Below are 11,992 nucleotides of genomic sequence, written 5' to 3' on the forward strand. Positions count from 1 at the left end.
TAGGGTTGGACGATGAATAAACTAATTCTTTAGAAAAGGTCAGCAAATTATTGGTATTCTCGTTAGAATATGAAATATTCAATTAATGATGAAAAAAGATGATAGGGCATCAGCGTGACATATTGGCTACCTTGGGAATTGATATTTGGATTCCTAAAGATGTAGTGTGTCAAAGTGTGTCCACTCATTCTATCTGGAGAGATCAGGCTGCTTTAGAGGAATATCCAACCGAAATTGTGATTGAGCACAAGCATTCAGCAGTGCCGATTATTTCTCAAATCGACTCTATTCAGGTAGAAGATTTTCATTCACTTAAGTCAGAACAAGGTGTTATTGCACCATCGGTGATTAAAGAAACTCAATCTGAGCCTTTGGCTGCTGTATTGAATGATATTCCAGTCGTTCAGATTGCACCCTTTCAGTTTCAGGCTTTGGGGTTGCCAAATTGTGTCATTGTGGCGGATGTAACCGAAATTAGCTCCGGACAACAGCAACTTTGGCATAATATTCAACAGGCATTTCAGTCTGAATATTACGAATTACAATGGCCATTTCCTTTTATAAATTTTCAAGATGGACGTGGCGCTGAAAGTTATATCAAAGGTTTTATAGATACCATTGCGGTAGAGAAAGCGATTATTTGTTTGGGATCTCATACTTATATGAAGGAGATAGCCATGATTGAACTTTCAAGCCTACAAGAAATGTTAGAACATCCCTTATTGAAAAAAAATCTTTGGCAAAAAATTGATGAACTTAAAAAAGATATGAGTGGAACATGAAAAAAGTTATTGTTTTTAGTCAACTAGATCAAGATATATTGCAACGTTTGCAGACTCAATATGAAGTTGTCATGATTAATCCTAAACAGGGTGACGTGAATGAGCAAATACGTGAACAGGTTGAAAATGCCGATGCAATGATTGGCGCAGGACGGTTATTGAATCAAAGTAATTTGGCACCTGCGGAGCAGCTTAAAATCATTTCAAGTGTGAGTGTCGGTTATGATAATTATGACCTTGCCTTTTTAAATCAGAAAAAAATCTGGTTATCAAATACGCCTCATGTGTTGACGGAAACTACCGCTGACTTGGCTTTCACCTTATTAATGAGTGCTGCACGTAAGGTGCCCCACTTAGATCAATGGACAAAACAGGGACAGTGGAAACGCACGGCCAGTGATGCTCAATTTGGACAAGATATTTTTGGAAAAACTCTAGGAATTATTGGCTTAGGCCATATTGGCGCAGCAGTTGCACGTCGAGGTTTTTATGGTTTTAACATGAATATTCTTTATCATAATCGAACGGAAAAATTAGCCGCGGCCCAACCCTTGAATGCACAATATTGTGGTTTAGATGAGTTATTACAACAATCTGATTTTGTGGTGGTGGCAGTTGATTTAAATGCAGAATCCCAAGCCTTAATTGGGCAGCGTGAATTCGAGCAAATGCAGACACATGCTATTTTTGTGAATATAGCCCGAGGTTCAGTCGTGGATGAGCAAGCCCTAATTGAGGCATTAAAATCAAATCAAATCTTTGCTGCTGGCTTGGATGTCTACGCGAAAGAGCCGTTGCAGAATTCAGAATTGTTCGATTTAAACAACGTGGTGACTTTGCCACATATCGGCTCGGCAACCGCAGAAACACGTAAAAAAATGGCTGAATTGGCTTACGTTAATTTGGTTGACGCATTAGAAGGACGTACGCCAGCGTATTTGGTTAACCCGTTTAATTCTTAAAATTTAATAACACTTCATTGCAAATTCCTTCAATTTTCAATGTTATAGTCTTATAAATTAAACAATTAATTTGAGCATATAGCATTGAAACGTTTATTTTGGGCGAGTAGTATCAGTTTGATTTTGTTCATGAATCAGACACACAGCGCTAATTTAAACACCCCCCAATTTAATGTTCCTGAAATTGGGAGTGGAGTAGGACTGATTGATCAACAAAAAGAAAAAATGATTGGTGAAAAAGTCTTTCGTGAAGTTCAAAAGCAAATGCCTGTATTACAAAACCCATGGTTAGAAGATCAGTTATTTAATGTTTTTTCACATATCTTAAGTCAAACTCAGCTTGGGCAACCGATTGGTTTGGTGATCATCAATGATGCACAAATTAATGCTTTTGCTGTGCCAGGTGGTTTATTTGCGATTAATACAGGTTTAGTGAATTCTGCACGGAATATGGATGAATTGGCGGGGGTGATGGCACATGAGGTCGCACATGTGTCACAACGTCATTACAGTCGTTCAAATGAAGCTTTCAAAGGCCAAGGATTACTGACTTTAGCAGGATTATTGGTAGGTGCTTTGGTTGCTTCTCAAGCAGATAGTGATGTTGGTACAGCTGTCATGCTGGGTTCACAGGCTGCATTAATCGATAAACAGCTTAATTATAGTCGCAATCAAGAGCGTGAAGCCGACCGAATAGGCATGCAGTATATGTATGCAGCAGGATATAACCCACAAAGTATGGCGGACTTTTTTGAGGTCATGCACCGAGCAACAAGTCGAATCAGCTTTTTACCGGATTTTTGGTTTACGCATCCTTTGACCACAGAGCGCATGAGCGAAGCTCGATTACGAGCAAATCAGCTGCCTAAAGTAAAATCGAACTTATATGATGAGAATTTTGAAATACTCAAATGGTACAGTATGGTCATTTCTCATCAAGCGACTGAACAACAATTAAAAATTTTAGCTGAACGAGGAAGTTTTGCTGGGCAATTGGCTTTATCGAGTTTTTATCTTCAACAAGGGGATTATGTTTTAGCTCAGCAAATTTTAGATCAGGCGAAGGCGAAACAACGTTTGAATAATTTGATGCTTTTAATTCAAACTGATATTTATTTAGGACAAAATAAAACTGAAGAGGCTTATACCGCAATTCAGTCTGCTGTCAGAATTATGCCAGAAAATCGTGCGTTGTCTTTGAAGCTCGCAGAAGTTTTTATACGTCAAAATAAGGCAGCCCAAGCAAATGCATTGATCCAGCGTTTTAACCAGAAAAATCCGCGTGATATTTATGCATGGCGTTTGATGCAGCAAGTCGCCAATCTTGATCGGCAGTCCTCTTTTCGAGCCGTGAATGTATTGCGTTATCGTGCAGAAGTTGAATATTGGTCGGGTTGGGAGGAAAATGCGATTAAATCTTTGTTACATGCACAACGTTTGACTAAAAATAATGAATTACTTTCTGCAAAAATAAAAATACGTCTCAATGAAATGCAGCAGGAACGTCAGTTAAAAATTTAATTTATACATTAAAAATCATAAGAAAAGGAATGATCTATGATAGAAGGGCAATGTTTATGTGGAATAGTCAAGTATCAATACCACGGAGAAATTGAGAAAACGATCATTTGCTATTGTAAAGATTGTCAAATGGCTCAAGGCTCTTTGTTTGGCTGGAATAGTGCATTACAAAAATCTAAATTCGAAATTCTAAATGGGATTAAATTTTTAAAGGAATATTTTCATAGCTCAAACAAAGCTCGAGTTTTTTGTCAAGAATGTGGTAGTCCTATTTACTCTTATCGCATAGATTTACCAAACGTTATCCGTCTGCGTTTAGGGACGGTTACACATGGAAAGTTACCTAGTCCCGATGAACAGGCATATGTTGAGTATAAGCCTGATTTTTTATTGATAAGACCAGTAAATCTATCCACAGTATGAAGATACTTATGCTAATCTTCATTTGAGATTTGAGTGCTTACCATTAGATATCTTGATTAATTGTATGAAAAAATTATGAAAAAAATAGTATTAAGCCTATTTATTTTGAGTGTTGCTGCATCCATGGAAACTTGGGCAAGTGTCGAGCAATATGTTGCCTCTGTAGAAAAAATTTCGAGTACTTATAAACAAGATACGAGAACTTTTTTTAATCGTTTAGATGCACATCAAACGCGTTTTACGCCTGAGCAGCAATTTCAATTTTGCGGAATTGTGAATCGGTATATCGAGCAACTTTATCAAGCTGCTGATCAAAATCGGACGTCACTGGATCAAAAATATAGACAAATGACCAAACAGGATGTGATTCATCAGGTCATGTCATCCAAAGAAATGCTCATTTTGAAAAAGTATGATATTCAATGTGATGTAAAATAAGGCAGGTTTACAGATGAACTGTCTTAGAAAAAGGCAGTTCAACAATAAAGAAAAGATTATTAGATGTTGGGTTTATGCAAGTTTGGCTTTAATTTTTGCTGAAACTTGTGCAGGATCGGCGCGCCCGGCTATGAGCGGACGCAGAGAATTCATCACCTTACCCATATCTTTCATGCTAGTAGCTTCTTGCGCAGTAATTGCCTGTGCAATGATAGAATCAAGCTCTTCCTCAGTCATAGCTTCTGGTAGAAATTGAGATAAAATCTCAAGTTCAGCTTGTTCCTTACTAGCTAAATCATCACGGCCAGCGCCTTCAAAGGCTTTGACCGATTCTTTACGTTGCTTAATTTGCTTTTCAATGACCGCAAGAACCTGAGTATCATCAAGCTCAATGCGTTCATCGATTTCGATTTGCTTAATTGCTGCCTGTAGACCACGAATTACCGTTAACTTCGACATTTCTTTGGCACGCATAGTTGCTTTCAAAACTTCAGTTATTTGGTTCTTTAAAGTAGTCATTTATTTAGTCCAGACAGTCAATCACAAATTAATCTTAGTAAAGGCGAGTAGTACGTACTGATTCACGCGCCAATTTCTTTTGGTAGCGTTTAACAGCAGCAGCTTTTTTACGTTTACGTTCTTGAGTTGGTTTCTCATAGAATTCACGTTTACGAACATCAGCTAAAACACCCGCTTTTTCGCAAGAGCGTTTAAAACGACGGATAGCGACGTCTACTGGCTCGCCTTCTTTCAATTTAACTTGTGGCATGAAGAATCCTCATAAGTTATGGATAAGATCTAAGGCACGATTGCCCGAGATCACAAGTGAAGGACAGTATTTTACTCATTTACATCTCATACCACAAGCCTATAATAGCTTTGGTAATATTTAGATACGGGTAAAAGGCAGTTTAATGATCGTTCTTGGCTTAGAAACTTCATGTGATGAAACAGGTTTAGCACTTTATGACAGTGAAGTTGGTTTAAGAGGTCAGGTGTTATATAGCCAAATTAAACTGCATGCTGAGTATGGTGGTGTCGTCCCCGAGTTGGCCTCGCGTGACCATGTGCGTAAGTTAATTCCTCTAATGAATCAATTGCTTGAAGAAAGTCAGGTCAAAAAATCTGAGATTGATGCGATTGCTTATACGCGTGGTCCTGGTCTCATGGGTGCACTCATGACTGGGGCATTATTTGGTCGCACATTGGCTTTTTCTTTGAATAAGCCGGCGATTGGGGTGCATCATATGGAAGGTCATATGTTGGCGCCATTATTATCTGAAACACCTCCAGAATTTCCATTTGTCGCCTTGTTGGTTTCAGGTGGCCATACACAATTGATGGCAGCACATGGAATCGGTCAGTACGAATTATTGGGTGAGTCAATTGATGATGCCGCGGGTGAAGCTTTTGATAAAGTGGCGAAAATGATGGGCTTGGCTTATCCTGGTGGACCAAATATTGCCAAGCTTGCACTACAAGGTGATGCAAAAGCTTTTGATTTTCCACGACCTATGTTACATCAAGGTCTAGACTTTTCATTCAGTGGTTTAAAAACTGCGGTGTCTATTCAACTGAAAAAAGTGGCAGGACAAAAGCGCGAAGCTGATATTGCGGCTTCTTTTCAAGAAGCCTTGGTGGATACGTTAGTCAAAAAGTCAATTAAAGCCTTGAAACAGTCCGGTTTAAAACGCTTAGTGATTGCAGGAGGAGTGAGTGCAAATCACCGTCTGCGCGAACGATTAGAAGTCGATTTAGTCAAGATTCAAGCGCAAGTGTATTATGCTGAACCCGCTTTATGTACCGATAATGGCGCAATGATTGCTTTTGCAGGCTATCAGCGTTTGAAAGCTGGGCAATGTGATGGACTATCGGTAACCACTACGCCACGTTGGCCGATGACAGAGCTCACCAACCCTTTAGCGGAATAATGAGATAAAAATATGGCAAAGGAAGAGGGGGCAGAAGCCTCTTTTCTATTTCACCCACAATACAATATAAATATAATGAAAAGATCGAACTGCATGATGGTATTAAAAAATATGCTTTACAACACCAGATCAATTGATGGATCAAAATCAGAAAAGAGCATCTTGAACAACTGAATATTAAAATTATTTAAAAAGATACGGCTTGATCAAATAAAAATTACGAATTTCCAGTACTTGAATTTTATTTGTTTGAAGCCAAAACTATTAAAGTTATGTAACTCAAGCATGAAATGAATTGTTCAATCCATGGATGACAAAAATTAAAAAAATAAGTAAGAGTAATGAAATGAAGAAATCTATGCATAAAACCATGTCTTATATTCCTCTCAGGGATGGGGAGAAGATGAATGTCATCTGTATTGGCAAGGGAGAACCAGTGGTGCTGGTACATGGTTTTGGTTCATGTGCTGCACATTGGTTAGCTAATATTCTACCCTTTATTCATCAATATCGTTTTTATCTTCCCGATTTACGTGGTTTTGCAGGTTCACACGCCAGTAAAATTCCACAGGGCAGTGTGTTTGAAACCTATGCACATGACCTAGAAGATTTATTTAATCATTTTCAATTAGAAAATATTAGTTTAGGGGGGATTTCTACGGGTGCTTACACTTGTTTAACCTATAATCACATTTATGGTTTTGATCGAATTAAAAAGTATTTAAATATTGAACATGGGCCTGACAGTAAAAATTCTTTGGGTAAATCGGATGGATTATTTGGTGCTCAACAAGAAAGAATATTCACTGGTTTTAAACATCTAAGAACCATAACTGCACCTTATACAGAATCTACACCTTATTGGGAGTTACCTGCCGATATCAGGCTTGAACTTAGAAACACTTTTATGGCGCTCATTCGCAGAGCTTTAAACCGTTCATTTTCCCGACGTGTCGTGGAATTTTCTGCCCAGTATGGGGAGCCGTTACTCACACAATATATGTTTGCCGTAGAAAACTGGCATACATATTTAGATATTATGGATTCTTTTGTTGAAGGTGGCGATCGACGTCCATCTTTGTCTAAAATTCAAGTCCCGACGACTTTGATGATTGGTCAACATTCCCGTTATTTTGAACCTGAAACACAACTCGAAATGGCAAAGCACATTCCAAATTCAAAAGTAGTGATGTTTGAAAAGTCGGGGCATATCTTGCCTGTCGATCAACCGGTGAAATTTCAGCGCGAGTTTGCGCAATTTCTTTTGACGAAATAAATAGGATTTTATTTTTAGAACTATTTTTGAGGAAATGACATAAAACTCAATAAATGAGCGATCAAGATATTTTGACGGCTCAAGCATTGAGTTTTTATAACGATTTTAATTGCTGTGAACCAATCCAGTGCTTTGAAAACTGGTAAGCCGCACGACCAGAACGTTGTCCTCGGAGTTGACACCATCTTAAGGCTTCAGCCCGAACTTCATTGCTAAGTAGTATCTGTGTTTTTGCCAAATAATGCTCGACAATTTCCAAATATAAAGTTTGATCCATCGGATAAAAAGACAACCATAATCCAAATCGGTCAGACAGTGAAATTTTTTCTTCAATGGCTTCTTGTGGATGCAGTTCGGTATATTGCGGTACATCAACGCGTTTTATAGGCGTATTTTCATGCATAAATTCGGGCAATAAATGACGACGATTACTGGTGGCATAAATAATAAAATTACTTGAACCTGACTGTAATGAACCATCTAGGACACTTTTTAAACTGCGATAATTTTCATCTTCTGCGTTAAAAGCCAAATCATCACAATAGACAATAAACTTTTCAGGACGATGCTGAATTTGTTGTTGAATCATGGGTAAATCTGATAAATCATCACGTTCAATTTCAATTAAACGTAATCCTTGCGTCTCATATTCTGTCAGTAAAGCACGCACAATAGATGATTTACCTGTACCACGTGAACCTGTCAGTAAGACATCATTTGCGGGAAGATTATTCAGAAATTGCAGTGTATTTTGAATCACTTTTTCTTTCTGTTTTTCAATACCCTTTAAGTCATCTAAGTAGATTTTTTTGGGCTGTAGAATTGCTTTCAGCTGTTGATCTTGCCATTTATAGGCGGAAGCAGAGAAATCAGTTTGCTGTTTCAGTGGGGGTAAGTTTTGTTGTAGTTGCTGGAGTACAGCAGAAAGAGCGTTTAAAATGTTGTCAGGTAAATCGATTGTTGCCATGATTGCTCAACTTGTTCACACAAAAAATTGAAATAAGTTTTATTTTCGCTACGACTGTATCTCAATTTTTGAGGATTTACTAATGCAATTGTTTTTTGCAAAGAGAATGTTCTCAATTTTTGTCCATGTTGAGCTAGATATTGCTATGATGAATCATAAATAAAAATGAATAAAAGTTTGAGGGTTACATATGCTATTTAAAGATTTTTCACGAGATATTAATCCCCATCAGGCTTATCGTATTAAAAAATTAAAGAATCGCTTGAGAACGGCCGAGTCTTATGAAGAGTGGAAAAGTATCGCATTTAGAGTTGATGAGGAGTCAGGTGCTCAAGAATGGAAATTTGACAATAGTTCACCTTATTTTGATGCCGAGATTATTTCCCATCGTCTCAGTCTTTTGAAGAGATATCGTTTTCAAAAACGCATTCAGGACTTGATGTATTTGGTGCGTGAAGGTTTAACTTATGATATTGCCAATATTGCCCATCCTATGCTATTTGCAGCAACGTATGTGGGTACAAAAAAAATTATTGAAGATTATGTGACAGAAGTCAGTGAAAGTTTGGCTTATATCGCTTCAGCAGAATGTGATTGTCTATCCATTAACGAAAAAATAGATTTTTTTAATCACTGTAAAACAGCCTATGGACAGCCTGCCTTAATGTTCTCAGGTGGTGCAACACTTGGTTTATTTCATACAGGTGTATGTAAGGCACTGACTGAACAAGATTTGTTGCCGAGCGTATTGTCTGGTTCAAGTGCAGGTGCAATCATGACTGCAATGCTTGGAACTTCAAAACCCTCGGATATTTTACCCCTTTTAAAAGGTGAGAATTTTTTCAGTGAAGCCTTTCATTTTCGTAAATTAAGTGAGATTTTAAAAGGGAATGGGGGGCTTGCAGATGTTAAACATCTTAAAAATTTCCTGATAGAAAATTTAGGTAATATTACCTTTGAAGAAGCGTTTAAAATATCTGGCTTACATATTAATGTGGCGGTAGCGCCGTATGAGGCTTCACAAGAAGCGCGTATTATGAATGCGTATACTTCTCCTGATTTGTTGGTTTGGAGTGCAGTATTGGCTTCATGTGCAGTTCCCATATTATTTCCACCTGTCAGACTAACCAGTAAGCGACACGACGGTAAATTGACCCCTTATATGGCATCCACTCGATGGGTGGATGGCAGTGTACGTAGTGATTTTCCACAAGAAAAAATGGCCAGACTGTATAATTTAAATTACACCATTGCCAGTCAAGCCAATCCACATATTGTGCCGTTCATTCAAAGTGATATACAGCGCTACAGGCAAGATATGTTGAGCTGGCCAGAACGAATTATTCGCGGTCAGGGGAAAATAATTACCAAAGGAGTCATGGATTTTACTCGAGGACGAGTAGGCAACCTGCCCCCAGTAAGACGATTGCTAGATCATGGTTTTGGAGTGGTCAATCAAGGTTATTATGGTGACTTAAATATTGTTGGCAATTACAGTTTGCGCCACTATACGTATATGTTACAAAATCCACGCCCACATTTATTTAAAATATTGCAGCGTGAAGGCGAGCGGGCCACATGGCCTAAAATTTCTTCAATTGAAATACATGCTCGGGTAGGTAAAACTATTCAACATTGTCTGGAACTCTTAAATTATCAACATGATCCAAAGAAAAAAGCCACAGAATTTATTACAGTTTAGTGCTCAAGATCTCGCTGGGATTAAATTGCATTTAAATACCAAGGCTAAAAGTTTAACTTTGGGGCGTTTGATCCATACGTTTGAAAAAGACCATCAACAATATTGGTTGAAAACGCAAGCAATAGATATGAATGAAAATGATCAGCACGGTTTTGTAAATGAAATAGGGTTTTACCAGCAATTTGTTGATCAAACTGAACCTATTGATTTTTTATTGCCTTTTCAAATTGTGACTGATGTAAACAAAATTATTGCTCAAGAATCGTCAAATACAGCATTGATCATCAGTCATGGTCAGACTTTACTGGGTGATATAAGCAGTAGTTCGATAGATAGGATTAAAGCAACTTTCTTCAAGATGTTGGATGCTGTTGAGCAGATGCATTCTTTTGGTTGGATTCATGGTGATTTAAAAGGCGAGCATTTTCTTGAGTTTGAGCAATGTGTTTGTTTAATTGATTTTGAACAGGTAGAAAAAATATCGTCAACTCAACTCATACCGTATTTAACTGCTACACCGCGTTATATGGCGCCTGAACTTTTTCAGGGACAAGCAAAAACTGTACACTCTGATATCTATGCATTAGGCATTATTTTTTATGAATGGCTGACTGGACAACGATTAGTTGCAAGAAACTATGAGGAGTGGGCTTATTTACATTGTCAGCACTTAATTATTGAGCTTCCTCAGCATTTTTATATGTTTGAGAAACTCATTCAGCGTATGTTGGCAAAGCAAAAAAATAGCAGAGAGCATAATATTTTTAAGCTAAAACACTGCTTACTCACTGAAAATGCTTAAGAAAAATACAAAAAAACGACTTTTGTTTTTTATTTAAACAAACAAGTGAGTTTTTCATAAAAAGGTCTTGTCATCAGGAAACGATCTCTATAATATACACAGCCATTGGGGACGTGGCGAAATTGGTAGACGCACTGGATTTAGGTTCCAGCGCCGCAAGGTGTGAGAGTTCGAGTCTCTCCGTCCCCACCACTTAAATATCGACAATATAGTTTGTTGATGTTTTAGTTACAGAGGATTGGTGTAATGGTAGCATGACGGTCTCCAAAACCGTTCGTCAAGGTTCGAGTCCTTGATCCTCTGCCAAATTTAAAATCCAACACAGCGTTGGTACCCTGATGGGGACGTGGCGAAATTGGTAGACGCACTGGATTTAGGTTCCAGCGCCGCAAGGTGTGAGAGTTCGAGTCTCTCCGTCCCCACCATCATATTAAAGCAAGGTTAATGACCTTGCTTTTTTATTGTCTAAAAATTAATACATCCAATTAAAAAAGCCCTCGAAAGGGCTACTTAAATAAGTTCAATTCTATATTTTACTGTTCACTTAAAAGTGTCATAAAATTTAGGCTTTTAAATGATCTTCAAATTCTTCCCCAAGTTGCATGGCAAGTGAATTACCCGCCAAATCGTAAGTGACAAGCCCATATTGTTTTTTAAAACTAAAGGTAAAACCACGGTTATCAGTTAAAGTTTTGACAGAATACCCAAGTTTTTCTAACCAAATACGAAATGCGATCAAATTTTTTGCTTTAACAACTTTCTTCACGATAGAACTCCTTGTGTAATATATTTTTGCTCAGTATTAAATAATTAATAGGGATGAATCTATTTTTTTTAAAGGGCAAGTTGAAATAGTTTTTCTCTATAGGCCTATAATTGTTGTTTTTTTATTCAAAAAAGAGTCATTAATACTGTGATTACTCATCTTTTTCTTCTTAATTTAATGAATTAAATATTTGATTAGTCATATTTAATTAAATTATTTTACTTGTACTAAAAGTTAGAAATATTTATATACAATTTGTGGAACTATACTGAAGGATTATTTATAAGTAATGAGGTTTTCAACGTTTTGTACTTGAATTCAATTTGCGTGATGATTAATCTGACGCGCAACTCTACATTTAAAATGAAAATGTAGAGTTGCGCGTATCAATTAGAATTTATTTTATTATTACATGATGAATC

The 11,992-nt window shown here is 37.4% G+C and carries 13 protein-coding genes and 3 tRNA genes; 12 read left to right on the forward strand and 4 right to left on the reverse strand.

Features of this window, described 5'->3' with window-relative positions:
• Nucleotides 1–98: 98 nt before the first annotated feature.
• The 5 genes from H0S58_RS05345 (at nt 99) to H0S58_RS05365 (ending at nt 4,126) form a co-directional block, all read left to right on the forward strand.
• Nucleotides 99–782, forward strand: coding sequence for a hypothetical protein (locus H0S58_RS05345; RefSeq protein ID WP_195727354.1), 684 nt, complete (start codon nt 99–101; stop codon nt 780–782).
• Nucleotides 779–1,744: a 2-hydroxyacid dehydrogenase gene (locus tag H0S58_RS05350; protein ID WP_195727355.1), complete on the forward strand. Its 966-nt coding sequence runs from the start codon at nt 779–781 to the stop codon at nt 1,742–1,744. Before H0S58_RS05345 ends, H0S58_RS05350 begins: the two co-directional genes overlap by 4 nt.
• A gap of 129 nt (nt 1,745–1,873) precedes the next feature.
• Nucleotides 1,874–3,265, forward strand: coding sequence for a M48 family metalloprotease (locus tag H0S58_RS05355; protein WP_195727356.1), 1,392 nt, complete (start codon nt 1,874–1,876; stop codon nt 3,263–3,265).
• A 36-nt stretch (nt 3,266–3,301) separates the two neighbouring features.
• Entirely contained in the window at nt 3,302–3,688 is a 387-nt protein-coding gene (locus H0S58_RS05360) for a GFA family protein (RefSeq protein ID WP_195727357.1), read from the forward strand.
• A gap of 75 nt (nt 3,689–3,763) precedes the next feature.
• Nucleotides 3,764–4,126: a hypothetical protein gene (locus H0S58_RS05365; RefSeq protein WP_195727358.1), complete on the forward strand. Its 363-nt coding sequence runs from the start codon at nt 3,764–3,766 to the stop codon at nt 4,124–4,126.
• 72 nt (nt 4,127–4,198) lie between these two features.
• On the opposite strand, the gene H0S58_RS05370 is transcribed toward H0S58_RS05365, so the two are convergent.
• Both H0S58_RS05370 and rpsU read right to left on the reverse strand, forming a co-directional pair.
• Nucleotides 4,199–4,645 (reverse strand): GatB/YqeY domain-containing protein, encoded by a 447-nt coding sequence (locus H0S58_RS05370; protein ID WP_053578151.1) that lies wholly within the window; start codon nt 4,643–4,645, stop codon nt 4,199–4,201.
• 34 nt (nt 4,646–4,679) lie between these two features.
• Nucleotides 4,680–4,895, reverse strand: a complete 216-nt coding sequence (gene rpsU, locus H0S58_RS05375) for a 30S ribosomal protein S21 (protein WP_001136722.1) — start codon at nt 4,893–4,895, stop codon at nt 4,680–4,682.
• 145 nt (nt 4,896–5,040) lie between these two features.
• Between rpsU and tsaD the strand changes: the two genes are divergently transcribed.
• Together tsaD and H0S58_RS05385 are read left to right on the forward strand one after the other, a co-directional pair.
• Complete coding sequence (gene tsaD, locus H0S58_RS05380; protein WP_195727359.1) at nt 5,041–6,057, forward strand: tRNA (adenosine(37)-N6)-threonylcarbamoyltransferase complex transferase subunit TsaD; 1,017 nt, start codon at nt 5,041–5,043, stop codon at nt 6,055–6,057.
• A gap of 346 nt (nt 6,058–6,403) precedes the next feature.
• Nucleotides 6,404–7,333 (forward strand): alpha/beta fold hydrolase, encoded by a 930-nt coding sequence (locus tag H0S58_RS05385; protein WP_171250303.1) that lies wholly within the window; start codon nt 6,404–6,406, stop codon nt 7,331–7,333.
• 94 nt (nt 7,334–7,427) lie between these two features.
• Here H0S58_RS05385 and H0S58_RS05390 read toward each other — a convergent pair whose 3' ends face one another.
• On the reverse strand, nt 7,428–8,300 hold the full coding sequence (locus H0S58_RS05390; RefSeq protein ID WP_053578148.1) for an ATP-binding protein: 873 nt from the start codon (nt 8,298–8,300) through the stop codon (nt 7,428–7,430).
• Between the two features lie 190 nt (nt 8,301–8,490).
• Here H0S58_RS05390 and H0S58_RS05395 point away from each other — a divergent pair, with 190 nt between their 5' ends.
• From H0S58_RS05395 to H0S58_RS05415, 5 genes are all read left to right on the forward strand, one after another.
• Nucleotides 8,491–10,002: a DUF3336 domain-containing protein gene (locus tag H0S58_RS05395; protein ID WP_195727360.1), complete on the forward strand. Its 1,512-nt coding sequence runs from the start codon at nt 8,491–8,493 to the stop codon at nt 10,000–10,002.
• Entirely contained in the window at nt 9,962–10,804 is an 843-nt protein-coding gene (locus H0S58_RS05400; protein ID WP_195727361.1) for a protein kinase domain-containing protein, read from the forward strand. The genes H0S58_RS05395 and H0S58_RS05400 overlap by 41 nt, the downstream gene beginning before the upstream one ends.
• A gap of 107 nt (nt 10,805–10,911) precedes the next feature.
• Nucleotides 10,912–10,996 (forward strand) — tRNA-Leu (locus H0S58_RS05405).
• Between the two features lie 40 nt (nt 10,997–11,036).
• Nucleotides 11,037–11,110, forward strand: a tRNA-Trp gene (locus H0S58_RS05410).
• 34 nt (nt 11,111–11,144) lie between these two features.
• Nucleotides 11,145–11,229: transfer RNA gene (locus H0S58_RS05415), tRNA-Leu, on the forward strand.
• 137 nt (nt 11,230–11,366) lie between these two features.
• Here H0S58_RS05415 and H0S58_RS05420 read toward each other — a convergent pair.
• Nucleotides 11,367–11,570 (reverse strand): hypothetical protein, encoded by a 204-nt coding sequence (locus H0S58_RS05420; protein WP_193894256.1) that lies wholly within the window; start codon nt 11,568–11,570, stop codon nt 11,367–11,369.
• Nucleotides 11,571–11,992: the final 422 nt, after the last annotated feature.

This window comes from Acinetobacter sp. TTH0-4 (assembly GCF_015602665.1).
Lineage (GTDB): Bacteria > Pseudomonadota > Gammaproteobacteria > Pseudomonadales > Moraxellaceae > Acinetobacter > Acinetobacter albensis.

Bases quoted from the DNA above. Each gene is read 5' to 3' on its own strand.
- H0S58_RS05385 (WP_171250303.1), top strand. From the start codon at position 6,404: ATGAAGAAATCTATGCATAAAACCATGTCTTATATTCCTCTCAGGGAT.
- rpsU (WP_001136722.1), bottom strand. From the start codon at position 4,895: ATGCCACAAGTTAAATTGAAAGAAGGCGAGCCAGTAGACGTCGCTATC.
- H0S58_RS05390 (WP_053578148.1), bottom strand. From the start codon at position 8,300: ATGGCAACAATCGATTTACCTGACAACATTTTAAACGCTCTTTCTGCT.
- H0S58_RS05345 (WP_195727354.1), top strand. From the start codon at position 99: ATGATAGGGCATCAGCGTGACATATTGGCTACCTTGGGAATTGATATT.
- H0S58_RS05355 (WP_195727356.1), top strand. From the start codon at position 1,874: ATGAATCAGACACACAGCGCTAATTTAAACACCCCCCAATTTAATGTT.
- tsaD (WP_195727359.1), top strand. From the start codon at position 5,041: ATGATCGTTCTTGGCTTAGAAACTTCATGTGATGAAACAGGTTTAGCA.
- H0S58_RS05370 (WP_053578151.1), bottom strand. From the start codon at position 4,645: ATGACTACTTTAAAGAACCAAATAACTGAAGTTTTGAAAGCAACTATG.
- H0S58_RS05395 (WP_195727360.1), top strand. From the start codon at position 8,491: ATGCTATTTAAAGATTTTTCACGAGATATTAATCCCCATCAGGCTTAT.
- H0S58_RS05350 (WP_195727355.1), top strand. From the start codon at position 779: ATGAAAAAAGTTATTGTTTTTAGTCAACTAGATCAAGATATATTGCAA.
- H0S58_RS05365 (WP_195727358.1), top strand. From the start codon at position 3,764: ATGAAAAAAATAGTATTAAGCCTATTTATTTTGAGTGTTGCTGCATCC.
- H0S58_RS05360 (WP_195727357.1), top strand. From the start codon at position 3,302: ATGATAGAAGGGCAATGTTTATGTGGAATAGTCAAGTATCAATACCAC.
- H0S58_RS05400 (WP_195727361.1), top strand. From the start codon at position 9,962: ATGATCCAAAGAAAAAAGCCACAGAATTTATTACAGTTTAGTGCTCAA.